The sequence below is a fragment of the Bradyrhizobium sp. CCGUVB14 genome, from assembly GCF_024199935.1.
Lineage (GTDB): Bacteria > Pseudomonadota > Alphaproteobacteria > Rhizobiales > Xanthobacteraceae > Bradyrhizobium.
Genome location: NZ_JANADS010000001.1, coordinates 9,381,958 through 9,408,138, shown reverse-complemented (window position 1 = coordinate 9,408,138; position 26,181 = coordinate 9,381,958). Strand labels below are relative to the sequence as shown.

Annotated in this window: 27 protein-coding genes; 19 read left to right on the top strand and 8 right to left on the bottom strand. The window is 64.7% G+C overall.

Annotation, left to right across the window (positions count from 1 at the left end):
• Window positions 1-433 precede the first annotated feature (433 nt).
• The 9 genes from coxB to NLM32_RS44005 all read left to right on the top strand — a co-directional run bounded on the left by coxB (window position 434) and on the right by NLM32_RS44005 (window position 7,524).
• On the top strand, window positions 434-1,288 hold the full coding sequence (gene coxB / locus NLM32_RS44045) for a cytochrome c oxidase subunit II (RefSeq protein WP_254134874.1): 855 nt from the start codon (window positions 434-436) through the stop codon (window positions 1,286-1,288).
• Between the two features lie 87 nt (window positions 1,289-1,375).
• Window positions 1,376-2,992: a cytochrome c oxidase subunit I gene (gene ctaD / locus NLM32_RS44040; RefSeq protein ID WP_254134873.1), complete on the top strand. Its 1,617-nt coding sequence runs from the start codon at window positions 1,376-1,378 to the stop codon at window positions 2,990-2,992.
• A gap of 60 nt (window positions 2,993-3,052) precedes the next feature.
• Window positions 3,053-3,997 carry a heme o synthase gene (locus NLM32_RS44035; protein ID WP_254134872.1) on the top strand — a complete coding sequence of 315 codons (945 nt, stop codon included), beginning with the start codon at window positions 3,053-3,055 and terminating at the stop codon, window positions 3,995-3,997.
• Entirely contained in the window at window positions 3,994-4,170 is a 177-nt protein-coding gene (locus NLM32_RS44030; RefSeq protein ID WP_254134871.1) for a CoxF protein, read from the top strand. The genes NLM32_RS44035 and NLM32_RS44030 overlap by 4 nt, the downstream gene beginning before the upstream one ends.
• A 5-nt stretch (window positions 4,171-4,175) precedes the next feature.
• Window positions 4,176-4,832: a cytochrome c oxidase assembly protein gene (locus NLM32_RS44025; RefSeq protein ID WP_254134870.1), complete on the top strand. Its 657-nt coding sequence runs from the start codon at window positions 4,176-4,178 to the stop codon at window positions 4,830-4,832.
• Window positions 4,833-4,895: 63 nt separating this feature from the next.
• Window positions 4,896-5,792: a cytochrome c oxidase subunit 3 gene (locus tag NLM32_RS44020; protein WP_254134869.1), complete on the top strand. Its 897-nt coding sequence runs from the start codon at window positions 4,896-4,898 to the stop codon at window positions 5,790-5,792.
• Between the two features lie 96 nt (window positions 5,793-5,888).
• Window positions 5,889-6,290, top strand: coding sequence for a DUF983 domain-containing protein (locus NLM32_RS44015; RefSeq protein WP_254134868.1), 402 nt, complete (start codon window positions 5,889-5,891; stop codon window positions 6,288-6,290).
• Window positions 6,287-7,051 (top strand): SURF1 family protein, encoded by a 765-nt coding sequence (locus tag NLM32_RS44010; protein ID WP_254134867.1) that lies wholly within the window; start codon window positions 6,287-6,289, stop codon window positions 7,049-7,051. Before NLM32_RS44015 ends, NLM32_RS44010 begins: the two co-directional genes overlap by 4 nt.
• 107 nt (window positions 7,052-7,158) lie before the next feature.
• Window positions 7,159-7,524: a nuclear transport factor 2 family protein gene (locus NLM32_RS44005; RefSeq protein ID WP_254134866.1), complete on the top strand. Its 366-nt coding sequence runs from the start codon at window positions 7,159-7,161 to the stop codon at window positions 7,522-7,524.
• Here NLM32_RS44005 and NLM32_RS44000 read toward each other — a convergent pair.
• Window positions 7,521-8,852, bottom strand: coding sequence for a histidine kinase (locus tag NLM32_RS44000; protein WP_254134865.1), 1,332 nt, complete (start codon window positions 8,850-8,852; stop codon window positions 7,521-7,523). The genes NLM32_RS44005 and NLM32_RS44000 overlap by 4 nt on opposite strands.
• An 86-nt stretch (window positions 8,853-8,938) precedes the next feature.
• On the opposite strand from NLM32_RS44000, the gene NLM32_RS43995 reads away from it, so the two are divergent.
• From NLM32_RS43995 to NLM32_RS43975, 5 genes are all read left to right on the top strand, one after another.
• Window positions 8,939-9,583 (top strand): response regulator transcription factor, encoded by a 645-nt coding sequence (locus tag NLM32_RS43995; RefSeq protein WP_254134864.1) that lies wholly within the window; start codon window positions 8,939-8,941, stop codon window positions 9,581-9,583.
• Between the two features lie 526 nt (window positions 9,584-10,109).
• Window positions 10,110-11,528 (top strand): threonine synthase, encoded by a 1,419-nt coding sequence (gene thrC, locus NLM32_RS43990; RefSeq protein ID WP_254134863.1) that lies wholly within the window; start codon window positions 10,110-10,112, stop codon window positions 11,526-11,528.
• Window positions 11,525-12,814, top strand: coding sequence for a pitrilysin family protein (locus NLM32_RS43985; RefSeq protein WP_234682064.1), 1,290 nt, complete (start codon window positions 11,525-11,527; stop codon window positions 12,812-12,814). Before thrC ends, NLM32_RS43985 begins: the two co-directional genes overlap by 4 nt.
• Before the next feature lie 37 nt (window positions 12,815-12,851).
• The gene (locus NLM32_RS43980; RefSeq protein WP_018316343.1) at window positions 12,852-13,439 is read left to right on the top strand and encodes a GNAT family N-acetyltransferase; all 588 of its coding nucleotides are present in this window, start codon (window positions 12,852-12,854) and stop codon (window positions 13,437-13,439) included.
• Between the two features lie 116 nt (window positions 13,440-13,555).
• Window positions 13,556-14,203, top strand: coding sequence for a hypothetical protein (locus NLM32_RS43975; protein ID WP_254134862.1), 648 nt, complete (start codon window positions 13,556-13,558; stop codon window positions 14,201-14,203).
• A gap of 236 nt (window positions 14,204-14,439) precedes the next feature.
• Here the strand turns inward: NLM32_RS43975 and NLM32_RS43970 are convergent, their stop codons facing one another.
• The 5 genes from NLM32_RS43970 to NLM32_RS43950 form a co-directional block, all read right to left on the bottom strand.
• Window positions 14,440-14,925 (bottom strand): ATP F0F1 synthase subunit B, encoded by a 486-nt coding sequence (locus NLM32_RS43970; protein WP_254134861.1) that lies wholly within the window; start codon window positions 14,923-14,925, stop codon window positions 14,440-14,442.
• Window positions 14,926-14,930: 5 nt separating this feature from the next.
• The gene (locus NLM32_RS43965) at window positions 14,931-15,497 is read right to left on the bottom strand and encodes a F0F1 ATP synthase subunit B (RefSeq protein WP_254134860.1); all 567 of its coding nucleotides are present in this window, start codon (window positions 15,495-15,497) and stop codon (window positions 14,931-14,933) included.
• A gap of 60 nt (window positions 15,498-15,557) precedes the next feature.
• Window positions 15,558-15,785, bottom strand: a complete 228-nt coding sequence (locus tag NLM32_RS43960) for a F0F1 ATP synthase subunit C (RefSeq protein WP_018643436.1) — start codon at window positions 15,783-15,785, stop codon at window positions 15,558-15,560.
• A 53-nt stretch (window positions 15,786-15,838) separates the two neighbouring features.
• Window positions 15,839-16,588, bottom strand: a complete 750-nt coding sequence (locus tag NLM32_RS43955) for a F0F1 ATP synthase subunit A (RefSeq protein WP_254134859.1) — start codon at window positions 16,586-16,588, stop codon at window positions 15,839-15,841.
• Between the two features lie 112 nt (window positions 16,589-16,700).
• Complete coding sequence (locus NLM32_RS43950; protein ID WP_254134858.1) at window positions 16,701-17,075, bottom strand: AtpZ/AtpI family protein; 375 nt, start codon at window positions 17,073-17,075, stop codon at window positions 16,701-16,703.
• Window positions 17,076-17,458: 383 nt separating this feature from the next.
• Here NLM32_RS43950 and NLM32_RS43945 point away from each other — a divergent pair, with 383 nt between their 5' ends.
• A complete protein-coding gene (locus NLM32_RS43945; RefSeq protein WP_254134857.1) occupies window positions 17,459-17,977 on the top strand; it encodes a hypothetical protein in 519 nt (172 codons plus the stop codon).
• 49 nt (window positions 17,978-18,026) lie between these two features.
• Entirely contained in the window at window positions 18,027-18,500 is a 474-nt protein-coding gene (locus NLM32_RS43940; RefSeq protein WP_254134856.1) for a secondary thiamine-phosphate synthase enzyme YjbQ, read from the top strand.
• 71 nt (window positions 18,501-18,571) lie between these two features.
• Here the strand turns inward: NLM32_RS43940 and NLM32_RS43935 are convergent, their stop codons facing one another.
• Entirely contained in the window at window positions 18,572-20,236 is a 1,665-nt protein-coding gene (locus NLM32_RS43935; RefSeq protein ID WP_375143663.1) for an MFS transporter, read from the bottom strand.
• A gap of 345 nt (window positions 20,237-20,581) precedes the next feature.
• Between NLM32_RS43935 and NLM32_RS43930 the strand changes: the two genes are divergently transcribed.
• A complete protein-coding gene (locus NLM32_RS43930; RefSeq protein ID WP_254134854.1) occupies window positions 20,582-21,253 on the top strand; it encodes a response regulator transcription factor in 672 nt (223 codons plus the stop codon).
• 354 nt (window positions 21,254-21,607) lie between these two features.
• On the opposite strand, the gene NLM32_RS43925 is transcribed toward NLM32_RS43930, so the two are convergent.
• Window positions 21,608-24,451 (bottom strand): winged helix-turn-helix domain-containing protein, encoded by a 2,844-nt coding sequence (locus tag NLM32_RS43925; protein ID WP_254134853.1) that lies wholly within the window; start codon window positions 24,449-24,451, stop codon window positions 21,608-21,610.
• A 198-nt stretch (window positions 24,452-24,649) separates the two neighbouring features.
• Here NLM32_RS43925 and NLM32_RS43920 point away from each other — a divergent pair, with 198 nt between their 5' ends.
• Both NLM32_RS43920 and NLM32_RS43915 read left to right on the top strand, forming a co-directional pair.
• Window positions 24,650-25,069 carry an organic hydroperoxide resistance protein gene (locus NLM32_RS43920; protein ID WP_254134852.1) on the top strand — a complete coding sequence of 140 codons (420 nt, stop codon included), beginning with the start codon at window positions 24,650-24,652 and terminating at the stop codon, window positions 25,067-25,069.
• A 33-nt stretch (window positions 25,070-25,102) separates the two neighbouring features.
• Window positions 25,103-26,128: an alpha/beta fold hydrolase gene (locus NLM32_RS43915; RefSeq protein WP_254134851.1), complete on the top strand. Its 1,026-nt coding sequence runs from the start codon at window positions 25,103-25,105 to the stop codon at window positions 26,126-26,128.
• Window positions 26,129-26,181 lie beyond the last annotated feature (53 nt).

Sequence of the window (26,181 nt, the reverse complement as noted above, 5' to 3'; positions counted from 1 at the left end):
CGGTCCCTCTGCTCGCTCGCGCTGGTGGACTGATACGGCAATGACGGCGTCTTGAAGGCAATTCCCAAGCAAATCCCGCGCCGCCTTGGCCCGCCACCGCCGGCACGAATCAGGTTCCTGCGCAACTGTCCGCCAGTGCCTACCGCGGGCAATGCGGCTGTCAAGCCACGGCATCCCGGGAAACGGTATTTTTGTCTGATGTTGCTGGGAAATATCTTGCGGGTGATGGCAGACAGAGGGGGCTCAAGACTGCATTGCGATAGATCAAGAATTATGGTTTGAGAGGCTTGATTTCGGCGTTTGAGCGATCTGGCCCCAATTCCTCTTAGAGGTATTCTTGCGCGGCGGTTTGTCGGACGGGCGGGTCGAATAAGCATTTCCCGGAAATAGGGCAATGCACTTGGGGTGATTTCGTAAGGGGAGCGCGAGCGGCATGAGGATGTCGAAGAGTCGGGTGGGCCGGCATTTGCTGGGATTGGCCACCATCGCCTTGGTGTCGGCTGGCATCATGTTGGCGACGGGCGGTGCGGCATTTGCCGAGCTCGGGCAGCCCGAGCCGTGGGAATGGCATCTCCAGGCCTCCGGGTCCCCGGTGATGGACAACATCGTCTGGTTCCATGACTTCCTGTCCGTCCTGATCATCGTCATCACGCTGTTCGTGCTGGCGCTGCTCGTGGTCGTGGTGGTGAAGTTCAATTCGAAGGCCAATCCGGTGCCGTCGCGGACCACCCACAACACGCTGATCGAGGTGGTGTGGACCCTGGTGCCGGTGCTGATCCTGGTCGGCATCGCGGTGCCGTCGTTCCGCCTGCTGTTCCTCGAGCTCGACGTGCCGAAGGCGGATCTGACCATCAAGGCCACCGGCAAGCAGTGGTACTGGTCCTATGCCTATCCGGACAACGGCAAGTTCGAGTTCGACTCGCTGATGGCCCAGGACAAGCAGCCCCGCCTGCTCGGCGTCGACAACGAGATGGTGGTGCCGGTCAACAAGGTGATTCGCGTTCAGGTCACCGGCGCCGACGTCATCCACGCATTCGCGCTGCCCGCTTTCGGCGTCAAGATCGACGCCATTCCGGGGCGGCTGAACGAGACCTGGTTCAAGGCCACCAAGACCGGCATGTTCTACGGGCAGTGCTCGGAGCTCTGCGGCAAGGACCACGCCTTCATGCCGATCGCCATTCGCGTGGTGAACGACCAGGAGTTCGCCTCCTGGGTTGAATCGGCGAAGAAGAAATATGCGAGCGGCGGCACCAGCACTTTCGCCTCCGCGGCCGGCCCGACGCAGTAAGCGCCGGGCGACGGCTTGAGGGACTGAAAGCGACATAAAGGGCGGGACCGCACACGGTCCGAATGGGACGCAAGGCAGGATTTGAAAATGGCAACCAGCGCAGCGGCACACGGCGATCACGCGCATGACCACGAGCACGCCCATCCGACCGGATGGCGGCGCTACGTCTATTCGACCAATCACAAGGACATCGGCACGATGTACCTGATCTTCGCGGTCATCGCGGGCATCATCGGTGCCGCGATGTCGATCGCGATCCGCGCCGAGTTGATGTATCCGGGCGTGCAGATATTCCACGAAACGCACACTTATAACGTGTTCGTGACCTCGCACGGCCTGATCATGATCTTCTTCATGGTTATGCCCGCGATGATCGGCGGCTTCGGCAACTGGTTCGTGCCGCTGATGATCGGCGCGCCCGACATGGCGTTCCCGCGCATGAACAACATCTCGTTCTGGCTGCTGCCGGCCTCCTTCGGTCTGCTGCTGATGTCGACCTTCGTCGAGGGTGAGCCCGGCGCCAACGGCGTCGGCGCCGGCTGGACCATGTATGTGCCGCTGTCGGCCTCCGGCCATCCCGGCCCGGCCGTCGACTTCGCGATCCTGTCGCTGCATCTGGCGGGCGCCTCGTCGATCCTCGGCGCCATCAACTTCATCACCACGATCTTCAACATGCGCGCGCCGGGCATGACCCTGCACAAGATGCCGCTGTTCGTGTGGTCGATCCTGGTGACGGTGTTCCTGCTGTTGCTGTCGCTGCCGGTTCTCGCCGGTGCGATCACCATGCTGCTCACCGACCGCAATTTCGGCACGACGTTCTTCGCGCCCGACGGCGGCGGCGACCCCGTGCTGTTCCAGCACCTGTTCTGGTTCTTCGGTCACCCCGAGGTGTACATCCTGATCCTGCCCGGCTTCGGCATGATCAGCCAGATCGTCTCGACCTTCTCGCGCAAGCCCGTGTTCGGCTATCTCGGCATGGCCTACGCCATGGTGGCGATCGGCGGCATCGGCTTCGTGGTGTGGGCGCACCACATGTACACGGTCGGCATGTCGTCGGCGACGCAGGCCTATTTCGTCGCTGCCACGATGGTCATCGCGGTTCCGACCGGCGTGAAGATCTTCTCCTGGATCGCCACGATGTGGGGCGGCTCGATCGAATTCCGCGCCCCGATGATCTGGGCGGTGGGCTTCATCTTCCTGTTCACGGTCGGTGGCGTCACCGGCGTCGTGCTGGCGAACGCCGGTGTCGACCGCGTGCTGCAGGAGACCTACTACGTCGTCGCGCACTTCCACTACGTGCTGTCGCTCGGTGCGGTGTTCGCGATCTTCGCCGGCTGGTACTACTGGTTCCCGAAGATGTCGGGCTACATGTACAACGAGACGCTGGCCAAGGCGCACTTCTGGTTCACCTTCGTCGGCGTCAATTTGGTGTTCTTCCCGCAGCACTTCCTCGGCCTGTCGGGCATGCCGCGCCGCTACGTTGACTATCCGGATGCGTTCGCCGGCTGGAACCTGATCTCGTCGATCGGCTCCTACATCTCCGGCTTCGGCGTGCTGATCTTCCTCTACTGCGTGCTCGACGCCTTCATGAAGAAGGTCCCGGCGGGCGACAATCCGTGGGGTGCAGGTGCCACCACGCTGGAGTGGACGCTGTCCTCGCCGCCGCCCTTCCACCAGTTCGAAGTGCTGCCCCGCGTGCAGTAAGCCAACTTCCGCGGCGCCCGAGACGGGCGCCGCGGCTCTATAACGAAGCGAGTTAAACTAGTGTCCGTCCTCGACCAGAACGCCATCGACATCAATCCCCGCATCTCCGAGGCGGAGGTCGGCGACTACCTCGCGCTGCTGAAGCCGCGGGTGATGTCGCTCGTGATTTTCACCGCGCTGGTGGGAATGGCGATGGCGCCGGGACACTTCCACTGGGTGCTCGCGATCACCTCGCTGCTCTGCATCGCCGTCGGCGCCGGCGCCTCCGGTGCGCTCAACATGGCGCTCGAAGGCGACATCGACGCGAAGATGTCGCGCACCGCGAACCGCCCGATCCCGCGCGGCCGCATCACCCGGCCCGAGGCGATGGCGTTCGGCATGACGCTCGCCTTTTTCTCGGTGATGACGCTCGGCATCCTCGTCAACTGGATCGCGGGCGCGCTGCTCGCCTTCACCATCTTCTTCTACGTCGTGATCTACACGATGGGCCTGAAGCGCTGGACCGCGCAGAACATCGTGATCGGCGGCGCCGCCGGTGCGCTGCCGCCGGTGGTGGCCTGGGCCGCCGTGACCGGCAAGGTCGACGTCGAGCCGCTGCTGCTGTTCGCGATCATCTTCTTCTGGACCCCGCCGCACTTCTGGGCGCTGGCGCTGTTCCGCTCCGACGACTATGCCCGCGCCGGCATTCCGATGCTGCCCAACGTCGCCGGTCCCGACGCGACCCGTCTGCAGATCCTGCTCTACACCATCGTGCTGATCGCAGTGGCCGCGGCGCCCTGGGCGCTCGGCTATTTTGACGCCATCTATGGCGTGACCTCGCTGGTGCTCGGCGCCGGCATGCTGGTGCTCGCGGTCAACGTCTATGTCCGCCGCGAACGCAGCCAGTCGCTGCGCGCGACGCGAAAGCTGTTTGCCTTCTCGATCCTCTATCTGTTCGCGCTGTTTGCGACCTTGCTGGCCGAGGTCGTCTTCCGGGCGCTTGCTCCGATGGTTGGGGGCGCATGATCACGGCGATGGCTAACAAACCCGAGCCAGATGGAATCGTCCTCACCGAGGCGCAGAAGAAGAGCCGTCGTCAGCGCTCCATTGCGATTGCTTTGGCGCTCGGTGTGCTCGTCATCCTTTTCTTCGCCGTTACCATGGTCAAGGGACCCGGCGTTCTAGTTCGCCCGATGTGACAGAGATGGATCAGAAGCAGACCATATCGCAGGATCAGAGCCGAACGGCCAGGAAGGGTCGTTCAGGGGGCTTGGGTCGCGATGCGCTGGTCGCTTCGATCTGCGGCGGCGTGGTCGCGCTGATGGTCGGCGCGTCCTATGCGGCGGTGCCGTTCTACAACTGGTTCTGCCGCGCCACCGGCTTCAATGGCACGACCCAGGTCGCGACCTCGGCGCCGGCCACCGGCCCGATCGCACGCAAGATCGCGGTGCGCTTCGATTCCAACGTCGCGCCGGGCCTGCCCTGGAAGTTCGAGCCTGAGCAGACCGAGGTCGAAGTCAACATCGGCCAGGTCACCACGATCTACTACACCGTGACCAACCAGGCCGCGCGCACCACCTCCGGGCAAGCCGCCTACAACGTCGCACCGCTGACGGTCGGGTCCTATTTCCAGAAGATCAACTGCTTCTGTTTCACCGAGCAGACCATGGCGCCCGGCGAGAAGCGGGAGATGCCCGTGGTGTTCTACGTCGATCCGTCGATCGTCGACGACCACGACAATGACGGGCTCGGCACCATCACGCTGTCCTACACGTTCTATCCGGTGAAGGATCCGGTGGTGAAGCCGCTTGCATCCGGTGACGACGACAAACGCAAGGGAAATCTCCAGCCGCCGGGTTGACGCTCAGGGTTGGAATAAGGGGATAAGTGCCGGACAGGCACGGGATTGAGGAGACAGACCGCAATGGCTACCGCGCAAGGCAAGCATCACGACTACCATCTGGTCGATCCCTCTCCGTGGCCGGCGGTCGGCTCGATCTCGGCCTTCATCATGGCGGTCGGCGCGATCACCTGGATGCACCACATGGTCTCGGCCGCGCCGATCATCTTCGGTATCGGCACCGTCGGCGTGCTCTACACCATGGCGAGCTGGTGGGGCGACGTGATCAAGGAAGCCCAGTACAAGGGCGACCACACCCGGGTTGTCCAGATCAGCCATCGCTACGGAATGATCCTGTTCATCGCCTCCGAGGTGATGTTCTTCGTTGCCTGGTTCTGGGCCTATTTCAACGCCGCGCTGTTCCCGGCCGACGCCGTCCACGCCACCCGCGACGCCGTGTTCGGCTGCGGCCTCGGCACTGCGGCTGGTGCGTGCACCGTGCCCGGCACCTGGCCGCCGCATGGCATCGAGACCTTCGATCCCTGGCATCTGCCGCTGCTGAACACGCTGATCCTGCTCACCTCCGGCACCACGGTCACCTGGGCGCACCACGCGCTGCTCGAGAACGATCGCCAGGGCCTGAAGTACGGCCTGATCCTCACCGTCCTCCTGGGCGCGGCCTTCACCTGCGTGCAGGCCTATGAGTACAGCCACGCCGCGTTCTCGTTCGGCGGCAACGTCTACGGCGCGACCTTCTTCATGGCGACCGGCTTCCACGGTTTCCACGTGCTGGTCGGCACCATCTTCCTGCTGGTCTGCCTGCTCCGCGCCTATGCCGGCCATTTCACGCCGACGCAGCATCTCGGCTTCGAGTTCGCCGCCTGGTACTGGCACTTCGTCGACGTGGTGTGGCTGTTCCTGTTCCTGTGCATCTATGTCTGGGGACACGGCGCCGAGGCCATGGCCCACGGCGCGCACTAAGCCGCCGCGAATCGATCCGGAAAGGGCGGCCGCAGGGCCGCCCTTTTGCTTTCCAGTGGCCGAGGCCAAACTGAAACTGTGATAGGCTTGCGCGTCATGAGCGAACCTGCCGGCACTCCCGAGTCCCAGCCCACCGTCCTGCAAAGCGCACTGCGCGGGCTCGCGTGCAAATGCCCGCGTTGCGGTGAGGGCAAGCTCTATGCGGGCTTCCTGACGCTCGCGCCGTCCTGCAACCGTTGCGGCCTCGACTACGCCTTCATCGACGCCGGCGACGGACCGGCGATCTTCATCATCATGCTGGCCGGCGCGATCGTGGTCGGCTGTGCGCTCGTCGTCGAGGTCAAATATCAGCCGCCGTTCTGGCTGCACGCGGTGTTGTGGTTTCCGCTGATCCTCGCAACCACGCTGCTGCCATTGCGCTCCATGAAATCGCTGTTGATCGCGCTGCAATTCCACCACAAGGCAGCACCTGGCCGGCTGATCGACCGCGCGAAATGAGCGAGCTTGCGCGCAAGCCGGGCGTGGCCGGCTTCATGCTGTTCACGCTTCTGCTCACCGCGGCCTTTGTCGCGCTCGGTGTCTGGCAATTGCAGCGCCGTACCGCCAAGCACGAACTGATCGCCGCACTCACCGAGCGCCTCGCGGCAGCACCGATCGCGCTGCCGCCGCCGGCACAATGGGCCGCGCTGAATCCCGCGCGCGATGAATTCCGTCGTGTCACTTTCACCGCAACCTATGCGGCCGCGCCGGATGCGATGGTCTATTCGTCCGGCTCCGCCGTGCGCAAGGATGCCTCCGGCCCCGGCACCTGGGCCTTCCTGCCGGCGCGGCTGCCGAGCGGCGAGATCGTCGTGATCGATGCGGGCTTCGTTGAGAACACGATGCAGGAGCGCAGTGTCGAGGATCGCGCGGTGAAGAAGCTCGTCACCGGCACGCCGGTCGTGCTCACCGGCTATCTGCGATTTCCCGAAGCGCCGGGATGGCTCACGCCGGCGGAAAACCGCGAGAAGCGGCTGTGGTTCGTGCGCGATCATCTGGCGATCGCAAGCGCGCTCGGCTGGGGGACGACCGCGCCGTTCTACGTCGACCTCGAGCAGCCTGCGCCCGAGAACAACATTCCACGCCCGGGGCCACTCGACGTGAATCTGAAAGACGACCATCTGCAATACGCGATCACCTGGTTCGCGCTTGCGGGCGCGGTGCTGATCGCATTCGCGGCGTGGGTGCGGGGACGACGAAAGAGCGCAGCGAATCCGTAGGTTCCCGGAGGGAACCCGGTATCGCCCGGACTTTATTATTCAGCGCATATTCACGAGGGTGACCTTAAGCCGCCTCTGGATATTCCGCGGCAAACAGGATTGCTGGCGTGCGCGATTTCGATCAGATGGGACTTGTTGTCGATTGGGTAGATGCCTGCCGCAAGGGCGACCTCGCGACGCTGCTCGACCTCTATGCCGACGATGGTGAGGTCGAATGCACGTGCAACGGCATGCAGCTTTACCGCGGCCGGCGCGAGCTCGAGACCTATTGGGGTCCGAAGCTCAACGCGTTCTCGTCGGCGGGCTTCGGCCTCGAAGAGATCCATCCCGCGCAGAACGGCGTCGATCTCGAATACTCCGTCGCGGGCGCGCTGCGCATCCGCGCCTCGTTTCGCTTCAGTGCGGAAGGCAAGATCCACAGCACGCTGTGCGAACCGGCGCAGCAGGGTCCGCATCATTGCGGTGCGTGCTAGGCGGAAATCGGGACGCCCGCGAGCGGAAGGCGGCAGCGCACATAGGTTCGATCGTCCGCGCGCAGCAGTGACAGCGATCCGCTGAGCGCGCGCACGCGCTCATGCATGCCGGTGAGACCTCGGCCGAAGACATTATCGGCGGGAAAGCCGGCGCCGTCGTCAGAGATATCGATGGCGAGCGCCTCGCCGGCGATACTCGCCTGCACATGGGCATTGCGTGCAGCGGCATGGCGCAGCACGTTGGTCAACGCCTCCTGGATCAGGCGATAGACGGTCTGGGCCAGCGGCCCGTCAATCCCGTTCAGACCAGGATCGAGCGCAGCCGTCAGGCCGATATGGGGCGCCTGTCTGCGGAAATTGTTGAGCAGCGTCTGCACGCTGGCCTCGAGTCCCAATTCCTCGATGTAGAGCGGCCGCAGCCGGTCCAGGATGCGGCGGTTGGTGTGCTGCAGCGCCTCGACGGATCGCATCACCTCCTGCATGGAGTTGCCGAGATTTCCCGTCTGCGGCGACGCCTCGCTCAGCGCGATCGTGCCGGCACGGATGCTGAACAGCAGCGGGCCAAGCTCGTCGTGCAGCTCGCGCGCGAGATCGCGGCGCTCATCGTCCTGCAGCGACACCATCCGGTGGAGCAGCTCGCGATTGTCCTGGCTCAATTGCGCGAGTGTCGCTGCCAGCGCGTTGGCTTCCTTGCAGCTCTGCCGGATTTCAGGCGGTCCGACCACCGGGATCGGCGTCGCATAATCACCGCGCCGGATGCGGGTGAGGCCCGCACCGAGATCTTGCAGCGGACGCAGTGCCGAGCCTGCGAGCACGTAGGCGATGACTGCGGTCAGTCCGGCCAGTACGACGAGGACGCCGGCGAGTGCGAGAAAGCCGGCCCATGTCTCAAACAGCGCGGCCGACAGATCGGGCGAGAACACGATGTCGCCGACGCGCTGGCTGCCGATGGTAACGGGAAATGCGATATGCAGGTCGGGGACGGCGAGGAGATCGACGAACCATCCCGGCGGGCTATGCGGGCCCTGCAGGGGCCTCGGCGCAAACGGGGGAGAACCAGCCTCCGCGGAATGGAATTGGATGTCAGACGACGCGTCGAGCCTCCCGACAAAATCGTCGAGGGTCCTGCGCGGGTTCTCGGACGACCGCAGGGCGCTGTTCAGGGCCTCGGCGACCGCCCGGGTTGATCGCTGTGCCGGTTCGTTCTCTTCGGCGAGCTGGCCGGTTGTGAAAACGTGCAGGAGAATGCCGCCCATCAGCAGAGCCGCGATGAACATCACGCCGAGCGGAAGAAACAGCTGGGTCCTGAACGAGAGTCGTTGCCACATTAGGTCAATTCTAACGCGCATCGGCGGGATTTTCTCTTTCCATTTGTTCCCGCCGGTTTATGAGTGAGATAACAAGAGAGCGTGCGATGCAAGATACCGCCAAGCTGGCGACCAGGGTCCTGATCGTCGACGACCATCCCGTGGTGCTGTCCGGTTGCCGCACCCTTTTCGCATCCGACCATTCGATCCGGATCGACGAGGCGACCGACGCGAAATCGGGCCATCGCGCCTATGTCAGCAAGCGGCCCGACGTGACCGTGATCGACATCAGCCTGCCTGACGTCTCGGGCTTCGAGCTGATGCGCCGGATCCGCAAGGACGATCCGGACGCCAAGATCATCATGTTCAGCATGAACGATGATCCGGCCTTCGTGGTGCGTGCTGTGGAGCTCGGGGCGCAGGGCTATGTCTCCAAGGGCGACGATCCCAGAATCCTGCTCAAGGCCGTACGCAAGGTGGTTGCGGGCGATAACTACATTTCGCCGCAGCTCGCGGAGGCCGTGACCTTCTCGGGCGCTGCGATCAAGGCCAATCCGGCCTCGCAGATGACGCCGCGGGAGCTCGAAATTCTCCGCCTGCTCGGGCGCGGCAACAAGATCGTCGAGGTCGCCGAGGCGCTCGGCATCTCGTACAAGACCGTTGCCAACACCACGTCCCTGCTCAAGCAGAAGCTGGGGGCCAAGAACCACTCCGACCTGATCCGGATCGCGGTCGAAATCGGGATGACCTGACGCCGTCAGGGACTGGGCCGGCTGCTCCAGGATGCAGCCGGCTCAGTCGACGGATCGGCACCGCCGCGCATCCGGGCAATGCGTGGACGACGGTGGATACCATCCGCCGACACAATGGGCCGGTGAGGCGTTCGTTCCTTATCTGAAACCTCTATCGGGAAGAAATGGCAGTCGGGTCGGGCGCCGGGCCGTCTGGTCGTCGGTCTCGACGCGGCGCATCGGGAAAAACAGGAACTTTTGGCGTTGCGCGCCGTTTTTGTGCTTGACGATTTCGTGACAGGCGACGAAAGCTCGCGGGAACGATTTTTGGGGCCGACGCCCCGGCACGGAAACCGGGTCTGCACACACAACGACAGACCTTCCAAGAGAAGGGCTGCGGCATTGCCGCAGCCCTTTTTCGTTGGGCATGGTGCGGCCCCGGAAAACACTCTATGGTGCCGCAAAGCCTCTGGCTGTGAACTAGGAACATCGTGAAATCAAAGGCTTAAGGCCCGAATTCAGGTCGGGCCGGCCTTTGGAGGGCAGTTTGACTCGTTATATCTCGACCCGGGGCGAGGCCCCTGAGCTTGGCTTCTGCGACGTGATGCTGACCGGGCTCGCCCGCGACGGCGGCCTGTATGTGCCGGTGACCTGGCCGCAGCTCTCCGTCGAGACCATCGCCGGCTTCTTTGGCCGCCCCTATTGGGAGGTCGCGGTCGACGTTATCCGTCCCTTCGTCGGCGGCGAGATTTCGGATGCCGAGCTCGGCCGCATGGCGAACGAGGCCTACGCCACCTTCCGTCATCCGGCCGTGGTGCCGCTGCGCCAGATGTCGCCGCATCAATTCGTGCTGGAGCTGTTCCACGGTCCGACGCTCGCCTTCAAGGACGTGGCGATGCAGCTGATCTCGCGGCTGATGGACCATGTGCTTGCCAAGCGTGGCCAGCGCACCACCATCGTGGTCGCGACCTCCGGCGATACCGGAGGTGCCGCGGTCGAGGCCTTCGCGGGGCTCGAGAATGTCGACCTCATCGTGCTGTTCCCGCACAAGCGCATCTCCGAGGTGCAGCAGCGGATGATGACGACGACCGGCGCGGCCAACGTCCACGCGCTCGCCATCGAGGGCAATTTCGACGATTGCCAGGCACTCGTGAAGGGGATGTTCAACAACCATCGCTTCCGCGATGCGACCTCGCTGTCCGGTGTCAATTCCATCAACTGGGCCCGCATCGTCGCGCAGGTGGTCTATTATTTCACCTCCGCGGTCGCCGCCGGCGCACCGGCGCGCGCGGTGGACTTCATCGTGCCGACCGGAAATTTTGGCGATATTTTTGCAGGCTACGTTGCCAAGCGCATGGGCCTTCCCGTGCGCACCCTGCGCATCGCAGCCAACGTCAACGACATCCTCGCCCGCACGCTCAAGACCGGCATCTACGAGGTGCGCGAGGTGCACGCGACCGCCTCGCCCTCGATGGACATCCAGATCTCCTCGAATTTCGAGCGCCTGCTGTTCGAAGCGAGCAAGCGCGACGCGGCGAGCGTGCGCCGGCTGATGGACTCGCTGAAACAGTCGGGCCGCTTCGTGCTGCCGGATGCGACGCTGGCCGCGATCCGCGAGGAATTCGACGCCGGCCGTGCCGACGAGACCGAAACGGCGGCTGCGATCCGTGCCGCCTGGCGCGAGGCCGGCGAGCTCGTCGATCCCCATACGGCCGTGGCGCTCGCCGTCGCCGATCGCGACACCACCGATACGACCGTGCCCAACATCGTGCTCTCGACCGCCCATCCCGCCAAATTCCCTGATGCCGTGGATGCGGCCTGCGGCCAGCGGCCGCAACTGCCGGCCTGGCTCGACGGTCTCATGACCAAATCCGAACATATGAAGGTGATGAAGAACGATCAGGCCGAGGTCGAGCGGTTCGTGCTGTCGGTCAGCCGTGCCGCAAAACAGGGAGTTGCCGGATGAGCGTCGAGATCTCCAAGCTTGCGTCCGGCCTGACCGTCGTCACCGACAACATGCCGCATCTCGAGACCGCCGCGCTCGGCGTCTGGGCCGGCGTCGGCGGCCGCGACGAGAAGCCGAACGAGCATGGCATCTCGCACCTGCTCGAGCACATGGCGTTCAAGGGCACCACGGGGCGCTCCTCGCGCGAGATCGTCGAGGAGATTGAGGCGGTCGGCGGCGACCTCAATGCCGGCACCTCGACCGAGACGACGTCCTATTATGCCCGGGTGATGAAGGCCGACGTGCCGCTGGCGCTCGACGTGCTCGCCGACATCCTGGCCAATCCCGCCTTCGAGCCCGACGAGCTCGAGCGCGAGAAGAACGTTATCGTGCAGGAGATCGGCGCGGCCCAGGACACGCCCGACGACGTCGTGTTCGAGCATCTCAACGAGCTCTGCTATCCCGACCAGCCGATGGGCCGCTCGCTGCTCGGCACCGCCAAGACCCTGCGCGCCTTCAACCGCGACTCGCTGCGCGATTATCTCTCGACGCATTACCGCGGGCCCGACATGGTGGTCGCGGCGGCAGGTGCGGTCGATCACAAGCAGGTCGTCGCCGAGGTCGAGAAGCGCTTTGCGAGTTTTGACGCGACGCCCGGGCCGAAGCCGCAGGCGGCTCAGTTCGGCAAGGGCGGCGCCAAGGTCGTGCATCGCGAGCTGGAGCAGGCGCACCTGACGCTGGCGCTGGAAGGCGTGCCGCAGACCGATTTGTCGCTGTTCTCGCTCCAGGTCTTCACTAACATCCTCGGCGGCGGAATGTCGTCGCGGCTGTTCCAGGAAGTCCGCGAGAAGCGCGGCCTCTGCTATTCGATCTACTCGTTTCACGCGCCCTATACCGACACTGGCTTCTTCGGCCTCTACACCGGCACCGATCCCGCCGACGCGCCGGAGATGATGGAGGTCGTGGTCGACATCATGAACGATTCGGTCGAGACCCTGACCGAAGCCGAGATTGCGCGGGCCAAGGCTCAGATGAAAGCGGGCCTGCTGATGGCGCTGGAGAGCTGCTCTTCGCGCGCCGAGCAGCTGGCCCGGCACGTGCTGGCCTATGGCCGGCCGCAGACGGTGCAGGAGCTGGTGGCCCGGATCGACGCGGTCAGCGTCGAATCGACCCGCGATGCGGCGCGTGCACTGCTTTCGCGCAGCCGCCCTGCGGTGGTTGCATTGGGCAGCGGCAGGGGTCTGGACACGGCGGTGTCTTTTGCGGAAGGATTGACGAAGGCGCGGGCCAAGGCGCGGCTGCATTAGGAGCCGCGCGAACCGCGCCGTCCCGGGAAGCATCACCATGGCCCTGTTTCGCCTGCCATCCAGTGGACCTGCTGCTCTCGCCCCCCGCGGCAACGGATTGTTGCTGCGCGCGCCGCAGATGTCGGATTTCCTGCAGTGGGCGCATCTGCGCGAGACCAGCCGCGATTACCTGACCCCGTGGGAGCCGATCTGGCCGTCGGACGATTTGACCCGGTCCGGCTTTCGCCGCCGCCTGCGCCGCTATTCCGAGGATATCGCCGCGGACCGCTCCTACCCCTTCCTGATCTTCCGCGAGCTCGACGGCGCCATGGTCGGCGGCATCACGCTCGCCAATGTGCGGCGCGGCATCGTCCAGGCCGGCACCATCGGCTATTGGGTCGGCCAGCCCCACGCCCATCGCGGCTACATGACCGCGGCGCTGCGGGTGCTGCTGCCGACGCTGTTCGGCGAGCTCAATCTGCATCGGGTCGAGGCCGCCTGCATCCCCACCAATGCGCCGTCGATCCGGGTGCTGGAGAAGTGCGGCTTCTCCCGCGAGGGCCTTGCGCGCCGCTATCTCTGCATCAACGGGGTCTGGCAGGACCATCTGCTGTTCGGCCTGCTGCACGAGGATTTTCGCGGCTGAACGCGCGCCAAAGTCAGCTTTTCCTGCCTTTTTTCCTGCCTTGGGATCGCCGATTTTGGCGATATAAACCGCATCACACCGGCGATCGGCCGGAATGTTGTCATGGAGTACAGGCGTTGATGAACGAGCTTCGCTCATTGCGGAATGCGCTGCGGCGGGGTCCGGTGATCGCACTGGCGCTGTCGGTGTCGTTCGCATCCGTCTCGCCGGTCGCGGCACAGTCTCTGACCGACCGCTTCAAGAATCTGTTCGGTGGCCAATCCGACGATGCGGCCAAGCCGGCGCCGGCGCCGGGCCAGCCGGCGGCCGATGACGACATCGATTGCCCGCAGGTCACGGTGCGCGCCGGAGCCTCCACCTATGGGGTCGGGGCGACAGGCAAGCCGGCCGTCGGCAACGACGTGCGCTTCCAGGCCTCGATCACCAAGATGGCGCGCGAATGCGTCCGCAACGGCGGCGAGATCACCGCGCGCATCGGCATCCAGGGCCGCGTCATCGCCGGCCCAGCCGGCGCGCCGAACACGGTCGAGGTTCCGCTGCGCGTCGCCGTGGTGCTGGGCGGCGTCGGCGAGAAGGTGATCGCCTCGAAAGCCTACCGGACCACGGTCGCGATGTCGGAAGGCGGCAGCGTGCCGTTTACGTTCATTGCCGAGGACCTGTCCTACCCGGTGCCGTCAGCCGCAGTCGCCGACAACTACATCTTCTATGTCGGCTTCGACCCGCAGGCGCTGACGCCCGAGCCGAAGGCGCGGAAGAAGAAGTAGGGCCACACGCTCAGCTGTCGCCGCAATTTCCGCTGTCATCACCCGCCTTGTGCGCAATTGCGCACTGGGGCGAGTGATCCAGTATTCCAGAGACGTCAGTCGTTCACCGGGAGGCCGCGGCGTACTGGATGCCCCGCCTTCGCGGGGCATGACACCTGTGTTGTGGTCGAGGTCTCGCACCAACAAAAAAGCCGGCGCTCATCGCGCCGGCTTTTTGATGGGTGAGGCGTCTGCCCTCAGTTCAGCTTCTGGCGAACCTCGGTGATGCCCTTGGCGAGCAGATCGTCGGCGACCTGGCCCTTGACCGACTGCGACAGGATCGTGGAGGCGGCCTGGACGGCGGCTTCCGCGGCTGCGGCGCGAACATCGGCCAGCGCCTGCGCCTCGGCGAGCGCAATCTTGCTCTCCGCGGTCTTGGTGCGGCGGGCGACGAAGTCTTCCATCTTCGCCTTGGCCTCGGTCGCGATGCGCTCGGCTTCGGACTTGGCGTTGGCGATGATGTCGGCGGCCTCGCGCTCGGCCGAGGCACTGCGCGCCTTGTAGTCGGCGAGCACCTTGGCGGCTTCCTGCTTGAGGCGCGTCGCGTCGTCGAGCTCGGCCTTGATGCGCTCGGCGCGGTGGTCGAGCGCGGTCATCGCCGACTTGAAGACCCCGAGATAGCCGAACACGACCATCAGGATCACGAAGGCGACGGCGACCCAGGTTTCAGGATCGAAGAACATCTCGACTAACCCTTCAAGGACGCGTCAACGGCAGCACTGACCGAGGCCGCATCCGGAACAACGCCGGTGAGCTGCTGGACGATGGTGCCTGCCGCATCGGCCGCGATGCCGCGGACGTTGCTCATGGCGGTCGCGCGGGTCGAGGCGATGGTCTTCTCCGCCTCGGCGAGCTTGGCCGCCAGCTGCTCTTCCAGGGCCTTGCGCTCGGCGTCCGCCTGCGCATTCGCCTTGTCGCGGGATTCGTTGCCGATCGCCTGTGCCCGCGAACGCGCCGAAGCGAGCTCGCCTTCATAGGCCTTCAGCGCCGCCTCGGACTGATCCTTCAGCTTCTGCGCTTCGGCGAGGTCACCCTCGATCTTGTTCTGACGCGCTTCGATCGCGCCGCCGACCTTCGGCAGAGCGAGCTTGGACACGATCACGTAAAGCAGGACGAAGAAGATCGCGAGCGACACCAGCTGTGAAGCAAAAGTGCTGCTCTCGAACGGCGGAAAGCCGCCGCCGTGATGACCGCCATCGGCTTCGGTGTGGGCGCCCGCCGCCGGTTCTTTTGCCCCGCCATGACTCTCGGCCATGGAGTACTCCTGTTGCTGTCACGCGCCGCTTCGGATGAAGCGGCGCGAAAGAAGTCGTTCTTAGAAAACGAACAGCAGAAGCAGCGCGATCAGCAGCGAGAAGATGCCGAGCGCTTCGGTCACGGCGAAGCCGAAGATCAGGTTGCCGAACTGGCCCTGAGCGGCCGACGGGTTGCGAACGGCTGCGGCGAGGTAGTTGCCGAAGATCACGCCCACGCCGACGCCCGCACCGCCCATGCCGATGCACGCGATGCCCGCGCCGATAAGTTTTGCTGCTGCCGGATCCATTTTAGACTCCTTGGAAGAAAGATTGGGTTGTGGGTGGAAATTCCCCGGACCGCTCAGTGTCCCGGATGAATGGCGTCGTTGAGATAGATGCAGGTCAGGATCGCAAACACATAGGCTTGCAGGAACGCGACCAGGATCTCGAGGGCGTAAAGCGCGATCGTGAGCGCCAGCGGCAGCACGCCGCCGACCCAGCCGAGGGCGCCGAGGGAGAAGCCCAGCATGGCGACGAAGCCCGCGAACACCTTCAGCGCGATGTGGCCGGCCAGCATGTTGGCGAACAGACGAATGCTGTGCGAGACCGGGCGCAGGAAGAACGACAGGACTTCGATGAACATGACCAGCGGCAGGATGTAGCCGGGGACGCCATGCGGAACGAAAATCGAGAAGAATTTCAGGCCGTTCTTGGCGACGCCGTAGATCAGAACGGTGAAGAAGACCAGCAGCGCGAGTCCTACGGTAACGATCAGGTGGCTTGAGATCGTGAAGGTGTAGGGGATGACGCCGACCAGGTTCGAGACGCAGATGAACATGAACAGCGAGAAGATCAGCGGGAAGAACTTCATGCCTTCCGCGCCGGCCGTCGAACGGATGGTCGAGGCGACGAATTCGTAGGAAATCTCGGCGACCGACTGGAGGCGCCCGGGAACCAGCTGCGTGCCGCTGGCAAGCATCAGGATCGAGATGATGGCGACGGCCACCAGCATGTAGAGCGATGAATTGGTGAAGGCGATCGTATGATTGCCGATATGGCCGATCGTGAAGAGAGGCTCGATGTTGAACTGGTGGATCGGATCGATTTTCATCGGCGCGGCATCTCTTGGTCTGCCGGGCTAGCCGGCGTGTCTCGGTCTGCCGGCCGGGCCGGCCCGCACCGGCGGAGCCGGTGCGAAAATTCCTCTCCTGTTCGGATCGGCCCTAAGAACCACCGCGCCTGTTCTGACCCGCGCCCGCCGATCTCACCACATTCACCACGCCGGCCACGAAGCCCAGCAGCAGGAACACGATAAATCCGAAAGGCGACGTCGACAGCAAGCGGTCGAACCCCCAGCCAATCCCCGCTCCGACAGCGACACCGGCGACCAACTCGGAGGATAACCGAAAACCAAGCGCCATCGCCGAGGCTCTGGCCGCTCCGTCTCCACCGTCACCTGCGGGTTGCTCGGTCTTGATCTTGCGGTCGCGAAATTCCGACAACCGCTTATCAAGACTTCCGAGCCGTTCGGAAAGCGCAGCTTCCTCGGGCGATCTATCGCGATCTCCATTCTCGCCGTGTCCCGTGTCTTGAGCCATGCCACGAAGACCAGAAACGCCGCGGTTGAATGGAAATTACGCCCGCCACCCTCAAAAGCCGCGCGGACCATACTGACCGCTCATAATCAAGTCAAGCCAAGTCACGATCGCGTCGTGTTCGTTTATGTATCTGATTTGATTGATGATATTGGCTTTTGCGCCAGCGCTGCACACAGCGTGACGCCGCACCGCAGCAGCTCTCCGCACGATCTGCCGACGGGACCGACATTTCGCCGTGGCTTCGGGATCAAAGGAGGCGCCACCATCGTTGATTCCGCGGATGCGGTTTTGGCGGCGGATTCGAACGCGCGGGCGGTGCGCCGTCGCCCGCCGGGGTGTAGAATTTCGGGATGTGCCACCTGCGCGGCGTGGCGGAGAGCGCGATGAGACCGGCGAAATCATCCACAACATCATGGTGTGCTGCGGCGATCGTTGCCGTGATGACGGTCAGTGGCGGCCTGGTTGCCGCGCAATCGGCACCCGACGGGGAAAACGGCCGCTACAGCATGACCCCGATTCCCGAGGGCGTCTTGCGGCTCGACACCCGCACCGGCACGGTCTCGACCTGCACCAAGAATGGCGCCGGCTGGGCCTGCTACGCCGTGCCTGACGAGCGCTCCGCGCTCGATGCCGAGATCGGCCGCCTCCAGGCCGAGGTGGAGAAGCTGAAGGCGCAGGTCGCCGCCGGTCCGACCGTCTCCGGCAAGATCGACGAGGCCTTGCCGAAATCGGATTCCTTGAAGAAAGGCGAGCCCAAGGTCGCGGAGGGGGATCGCAAGCTCGAGATCCCGCTGCCCAGCGACCAGGATCTCGATCGGGCGATGTCGTTCCTGGAAAAGGCGTGGCGCCGGCTGATCGACATGGCCAACCGCGTGCAGAGGGACGTGTCGGGGAAGATTTGATCTATCCACATGCCCACCCTACGACAGCTTTCGAGTTGAGAGACGTTTGATGACATCCGCCAAATCCGTCACACGCTCGGCGCCATCGACCGTGCAGGCCACCACGATCGTATCCTCGCTGCTCACCGTGCAGACGCCCGGTCGCGGCTTCACAGATTTCACCAGCGAGGTGGCGAAGTTCATCAACGAGGCCCGCGCAGGCGAGGGCGCGTTGACGCTGTTCATCCGGCACACCTCGGCGTCGCTGACGATTCAGGAGAACGCCGACCCTTCCGTGCTCGTCGATCTCACCACCGCGCTGTCACGGCTGGCGCCGGAAAACGTGCCGTGGACACATGATACCGAAGGGCCCGACGACATGCCCGCACACATTAAGACGATGCTGACGCAGACATCGCTGCACGTGCCGGTGCTGGGCGGCAGGCTCGCGCTCGGCACCTGGCAGGGAATCTATCTGGTCGAGCATCGCGCACGTCCGCACCGGCGCGAAATCGTGCTGCAGTTCATCGGCAGCAACAAGTAGCGCTGCCGGAAAAGCAAACCGGCCGCGGATCGCTCCGCGGCCGGTTGTTTTGTCAGTGTCTGCGTAGCGACTTACATCTTGGTGATGTCGACGTCCTTCGTTTCGGGGACGAAGAGGAAGCCGACCACGGCCGTGATCAACGCGAAGCCGACCGGGTACCACAGGCCGGAGTAGATATCGCCGGTCGAGGCGGTGATCGCGAAGGCGGTCGCCGGCAGCAGGCCGCCGAACCAGCCGTTGCCGATATGGTAGGGCAGCGACATCGAGGTGTAGCGGATGCGGGTCGGGAACAGTTCGACCAGCATGGCCGCGATCGGGCCGTACACCATGGTGACGTAGATCACGAGGATGAACAGCAGCCCGATGACGGCCGATACCTGCGGACGGAAGATGTCGAAGGGGTGCGCCATCTTGATGATGCCCGCGTCCCCTACCTTCGGATAGCCCGCCGCCTGTACCGCCGCGGTGATCGCGGGGTTCGACGTCTTGGCATCGGTGTAGGGCACTTCCTTGTCGTTGACCGTGATCTTCACCGCGCCGGCCGGTCCCGGAACGGTGGAGTACTTCACCGACGACTGGGCGAGGAAGGCGCGTGCCGTGTCGCAAGGCGCCGTGAAGACGCGGGTGCCGACCGGGTTGAACAGATCGCCGCAGCTTGCGGGATCCGCCACCACCTGCACCTTGACCGTTTCATAGGCCTTTTCCAGCGCCGGGTTGGCGTTGGAGGAGATCATCTTGAAGATCGGGAACAAAGTCAGTGCGCCGATCAGGCAGCCTGCCAGGATGATCGGCTTGCGGCCGATCCGGTCGGACAGCGCGCCGAACACCAGGAAGAAGCCGGTGCCGAGCAGCAGCGACCAGGCGATCAGCAGGTTGGCGGTGTAACCGTCGACCTTCAGGATCGATTGCAGGAAGAACAGCGCGTAGAACTGGCCCGTGTACCAGATCACCGCCTGGCCCATGGTCAGACCGAACAGTGCCAGGATCACGATCTTGGCGTTGCTCCAGGTGGCGAAGGCCTCGGTCAGCGGCGCCTTGGAGCCCTTGCCCTCGTCCTTCATGCGCTGGAACACCGGCGATTCGTTCAGGCGCAGACGGATCCAGACCGAGATGCCGAGCAACGCAACCGACACCAGGAACGGAATGCGCCAGCCGCCCCAATAGGCGCCGGGCGCACCGGCAAAGGCAGCTTCGCCGGTCGCCGAGCGGGTGAACAGGATCACCAGCAGCGACAGGAACAGGCCGAGCGTCGCGGTGGTCTGGATGAAGGAGGTGTAGTAGCCGCGCTTGCCCTGCGGGGCGTGCTCGGCGACGTAGGTTGCCGCACCGCCATATTCACCGCCGAGGGCGAGGCCCTGCAGCAGGCGCAGGCCGATCAGGATGATCGGAGCCGCGATGCCGATCTGGGCGGCACCCGGCAGCAGGCCGACGATGAAGGTCGACAGACCCATGATCAGGATGGTGACGAGGAAGGTGTATTTGCGGCCGACGATGTCGCCGACGCGGCCGAACACGATCGCGCCGAACGGGCGCACCAGGAAGCCTGCCGCAAAGGCCAGCAGCGCGAAGATGTCACGCGTGGCCTGGTCGAACATCGGCTTGCCGTCGGCGCCGGCGATGGTGAAGAACTGCGTGCCGATGATGCCGGCCAGCGATCCGTAGAGATAGAAGTCGTACCACTCGAAGACGGTGCCGAGGGACGAAGCGAGGATGACGAACCTCTCGTCCTTCGTCATGCCGGTCGACCGTGCCGACGTTGCAGCTAGTGTGGACATCGTGAATGCGCTCCCCGAAATTCGTTTCCTCGCGTCCCGGCTGTCCGGGCATGCCGGATCAACCTGGGTCTTGCCCCCAAGGTAACATCGGCGTGAAACCCGGCCCAATACGACTTTCGGCCTTGCGCACTGACACGCAACTGACGGTGCTGACATATAGTGCCGCGCCGCGAGAGACCGCCTGCGGATTAACCCCTTTCCCGCAAAGGAATAATGTGCCCTTGCATGCCACGGCCGGCCGGGGAAGAATTGACCATTGCGCCGGTCCGGACTACTGGCGCTGACGTGAACGACAGCATGAGATCGATGAGCGCTCCCTCCACCCATCTCGTCATTGCCGATGACCATCCGCTGTTCCGCGATGCGCTGCGGCAGGCGGTGGCAGGCGTCCTCTCGACGGCGAAGATCGACGAGGCCGGGTCGTTCGAGGATCTGACCAAACTGCTGGAACAGACCTCCGACGTCGACCTGGTCCTGCTCGACCTCTCGATGCCGGGCATCTCCGGCTTCTCCGGCCTGATCTATCTGCGCGCACAATATCCGGCGATCCCGGTGGTGATCGTCTCGGCCTCCGACGACAGTGCCACGATCCGGCGCTCGCTCGATTTCGGCGCCTCCGGCTTCATCCCGAAGCGGTTCGGCGTCGAGACGCTGCGCGACGCCATCCTCAAGGTCATGGAGGGCGACGTCTGGGTTCCCGCCGACACCGACCTGTCGGCCGCTTCCGATCCCGACATGACAAAGCTGCGCGATCGCCTGGTGACGCTGACGCCGCAGCAGGTGCGGGTGCTGATGATGCTGTCCGAAGGACTGCTCAACAAGCAGATCGCCTACGAGCTCGGCGTCTCCGAGGCGACCATCAAGGCGCACGTCTCGGCCATCCTGCAGAAGCTCGGCGTCGAGAGCCGGACCCAGGCCGTGATCGCCGCCGCCAAGATCGCCGGCGGCCAGTGGAGGCAGGGCACGCCGACGGGGTAGGGCGCTTACTCTTTAGTTCGCGAATGTCCCTGGCTGGCGGGGAAGTAAATCCTATATCCTCTGGGAGAACCCATCCGCAGGAGCCCGCGATGCTCGGTTCGATAGCGTTCGCTTTGGTTGTTGTCGCCTTGATGATTTGGTGCGGGCGCGTAACGGCCAATTTCGCGGAAGAGAGAGGCCGGTCGAGACGCGTTTGGTTCCTCTGCGGAGCGCTATTCTTCCCCCTCTTCCCGGCTCAATGGTTCGTCTTGGGGCTACTACCCAAAAAGTAAGGGCGCCTCAGTTGGCGGCTTCCTGGGTCCCGGCTCTGCGCAGCAGCGTTTCACGCTGCGGCGCGTCCGGGACACAAGAGACCTACAGGCTCTCCAAAATCTCGTTGGCTACTCGGATGTCCGCCGTCGCGGAGCCCGCGACGTATCCTTCGAGCGCGGATTGAAGCAACAGTTTCGCGTCCTCGCGCCGCCCGCGCTCGCCGATGAGCGTTGCGAGATCAATCGCCGCGCGCAGCTCCCAGGCTTTCGCGCCAGCGCGGCGGCTCTGTTCCAGCGACTGCTGGAGAAGGTCCTCCGCTTCCTCGATGTTCGGCTGTGGCCGCGAGAGCAGGACCTTGCCCTTCATGCGCAGCAGCTCGGGCATGTACAGATGATCTCCGCTCCGTTCGACCAGACGGATCGCATCGTCGACCAGATGCGCGCTTCTCTCGATTTGTCCGAGCGCGAGATGCCCCTGCACCAGCGCGATGTTGAACGTCGTGGTGAGCAGCTCGTAGCCGGACTCGTGGAGTTCCTGCAGGCAGCGCTCGATCGTCGCGACACCGCACTCTGCGTCGTCGCGCCGGATCGCGAGCTCGCCTTTGACGCCTCGGCCGGCCGCGAGATAGGGTCCCATCGAGCGCGAATAGGCGTGAGCGATGAAGCGGTCGATGTTCTCGTCCGCAGCGGTGAGGTCACCGGTCCAGAGGTCGATCGAGACCGCCCAGATCAGCGCGATGCAGAGCGTGATCGGATGATCCATCTGTGCGGCCTCGGCAACGGTCTGTTGCGCCAGCTGCCGTGCCTGCTCGGGGTGGCCTTGCAACCACAGCTCGCGCGCCAGCGAGATGCCGGCCCGGTTGCGATGGTCAAAGCCATAGACCGTGCTGATCCGCTCCGTGCCGGGCCCGCGCCAGGCCGCCTCCAGCATCTTCAGCGCGTCGCGATGCGCGCCGTCCAGATGCAGCGAGACGCCGAGCAGGGACTGCGCAAGCGCAAGCGACGCAGGATCGCCCAGTGCTTCGGCGACGACGAGGCTCTGTCGCGCAAAGTCGAGCGCAGCCTCGAACTGACCGATGCGCTCGTGGAAGATGTGCATGCGGCCGAGCAACTGCAGCTGATTTGGCGCATCGCCGAGCGTTTCCGCGATGGCAAGGGCCCGGGTCAGGGCGTTGCGCGCGGCTTCGCTGCCGCCGCGCGTGAACATCAGGGTCAATCCGAGCGCGGCCTGCAGATGCATCTCGTCTGCGCTGCCGCGCGAGGCGGAATCGATCGCCACCAGCGCCCGCTCGGACCAGCGCCGGCATTCGGTCAGCAGGGACATCGCGAGGAAAATGGGCGCTGCAGCCGCGGCGAGCGCAATGCCGATGCCGACATCGCCGGCGGCGCCAAAGCACCAGTCGAGCGCGGCACGCACGTTGTGAAGTGCCGAGAAATGGATGGCGCGCTCATCGGCGCTTGGTACCGTCGCCCATTTGGTGCCGGCCTGTTGCAGCCATCGCCTGTAATAGGCGGCGTGGCGGGCCGCGAGGGCGGCTCCGTCGCCGCTCTCGATCGCAAGCAGATAGGCGCGCGTCGTGTCGAGCAGGCGGTAGCGCATCATGGCGCCGATCGGCCGCGGCGCGACCATCGATTTGGCGACCAGGCTGTCGATGGCGTCGAACAGACGCGAGCGGTCGACCTGCTCGTCAGGCACGACCTCGAGCGCGGCGTCGATGGTGAAATGCCCGGCGAAGACCGCGAGCCTGCGCAGCACCAGGCGTTCCAGCTCGGACAGCAGTTCGTAGCTCCAGTCCAGCGTGGCCTGCAGCGTCTTCTGCCGCGGCGGCGCGGTGCGCTGCCCCTGCCAGAGCAGGTTGAGGCGCTCGTCAAGCAGCGTCGCCGTCTGCTCCAGGCCATAGGCTTCGACCCGGCCGGCTGCGAGCTCGATCGCGAGCGCCATGCCGTCGAGCTTGCGGCAGATTCGAGCGGCAATGGCGGCATTGGCATCGTCGAGCACGATCTGGGCGCCGCCGGCTTTTGCGCGTTCGAGGAAGAGTTCGAGCGCGGGGTAGGTCCTGGCGATCGCGGCCGTCAGTCCGGACTCATCGGGCGGCACGCCAAGCGGCGCCAGCCGGTAGACCTGCTCGCCCTCGACGCGCAGCGCCTCTCGGCTGGTGGCGAGGACATGGACCTGCGGCGCGGCTTGAAAGATCTCGGCTGCGAGCGGTGCTGCCGCCGCAATCACATGCTCGCAATTGTCCAGCACCAGCAACATGCGCTTGTCGCGCAGATGCGCGAGCAAGGCCGGCATCGGATCGTCGGCCTGGGCCGGCAGTCCGAGCATCAGCAGCAGCGAGGTGATCACCAGATCGGGATCGCTGAGTGCGGCAAGATCAACGAAGTGTGCAGCGTCGGCGAATGTTGCGAGCAGGTCGTGCGCGATCGCGACTGCAACAGCGGTCTTGCCGACGCCACCGGGGCCGACGATCGTGACGAAGCGGGAGGTGATCAGCTTGTCCGATACGGCGGCGACCGCGTCGGCGCGTCCGACCATGCGCTGCAATCGGTTAGGTAGTTTTACGGGCGGCAATTCCGCGCGCGGCGCCAGGCGCGGCTCAGCCCGAGCGCCGATTTGCGAGATCGGCGCCACGAAGCAGTAGCCGCGGCCCGACAGCGTCGTGATGTAGCGGGCGCCGTCCTTGCCGTCGCCGAGCGCCTTCCGGAGTGCCGCGATATGGAATCGCAGATTGGTTTCCTCGACCGCCATCCCGGGCCAGACCAGGCCCATCAGGTCCCATTTGCTGACGACCTCGTTCGGCCGCGACATCAGCGCGATCAGCGTATCGAAACTCTTGGCGCCCATCGGCAGCGCGACGCCGTCGCGCGTCACCAGCCGCTCATGCAGCGTCACGATGAATGGCCCGAACGACAATGTTGTTGCGGCAGGCCCGATCGGCGCGGTCATCACGAAATCTTGCTCATTTGCAGAACCGGATAACGAGCGCGCAGCGATCCGGCAAGGCCACCCTTGCAGCGGCATCAGGCCGCGTTTGCAGGCCTCGCCATCGGGTTCCCGGCCAGCCTCACAACATCTCACAACTCCAAACGGGCGCCCCGCGTAACACGCTGATAGTCAGTTGCGTAACGACGAGGAGGCTTCATCATGAGCCAAACGGAAAAACTGCTCTACACGGCGCGGACCCGCACCGCCGGCGGGCGTCAGGACGGCATGTCCCGCAGCTCTGACGGCCGTCTTGATGTGCGGCTGTCGCCGCCAGGCAGCGCCGGCATCGGCACCAACCCCGAGCAATTGTTCGCCGCCGGCTGGTCTGCTTGCTTCGAGGGTGCGATGGAGATCGCAGCGCGCAAGCGGAAAATCGTGCTTCCAAGCAAAAGCGCGATCGATGCGGAAATCGATCTCGTCCTCGACGAAGGCGCTTACGCACTCAGAGCGCGCCTTGGCGTCAGCCTGCCCGGCCTCGATCGCGATGTCGCGCGCGATCTGATCGATGAGGCGCACCAGACCTGTCCCTATTCCAAAGCCGTTCGCGGCAACATCGACGTGACAGTCGATCTGATCTGACAATTCCGACGACCATCAACAAGGATCACGACCATGACACAGATTATCGACCAGCACCGCCGCCAGTTCCTCGGTGTGGCCGCCGGGACCGTTGCCGTCGGTCTCGGCGTGATCGACCTCGCGCGCGCCGAGACCGAGACGCCGCGATCCTCCAATGCCTCATTCGGCGCGATCAAGCAGATCAATGCCGGTGTGCTCAACATCGGTTACGCCGAAGCCGGCCCCGCGACCGGTCCGGTGGCGATCCTGCTCCACGGCTGGCCCTACGATATTCACAGCTTCGTCGATGTCGCGCCGATCCTGGCGCAGGCCGGTTATCGCGTCATCATCCCCTATCTGCGTGGCTACGGCTCGACCCACTTCCTCTCCAGCGAGACGCTGCGCAATGGCGAGCCGGCCGCGCTGGCCGTCGACATCATCGCGCTGATGGATGCGCTCAACATCAAGAAGGCGGTCGTTGCCGGCTTCGACTGGGGCGCGCGGACCGCCGATATCATTGCGGCACTGTGGCCGGAGCGCTGCCGCGCGCTGGTGTCGGTCAGCGGCTACCTGATTTCCAGCCAGGCCGCGGGCAACGCGCCGCTGCCGCCGGCCGCCGAGCTGCAATGGTGGTACCAGTTCTATTTCGCCACCGAGCGCGGCCGCGCCGGCTACGAGAAGTACACGCATGACTTCGCGAAGCTGATCTGGAAGCTGGCCTCGCCGCAGTGGAAGTTCGACGACGCCACCTTCGATCGCAGCGCGAAGGCGTTCGAGAACAAGGATCACGTCGCGATCACGATCCACAATTATCGCTGGCGGCTCGGGCTCGCCAAGGGCGAGGCGAAGTACGAGGAGATCGAAAAGAAGCTCGCGGCAACACCGGTCATCGATGTGCCGACCATCACGATGGAGGGCGACGCCAACGGCGCACCGCATCCCGATCCCAGCGCCTACGCCAAGAGATTCTCCGGCCGCTACGATTACCGCCTGATCACCGGCGGCATCGGCCACAATCTGCCGCAGGAAGCGCCGCAAGCCTTTGCCAAGGCCGTCATCGATGCCGACGGCGGCGCCTGAGCGCTCGTTCAAGACCTCGGTCCGGCCTGCGCCGGACCGAGGCGATGCCGCGA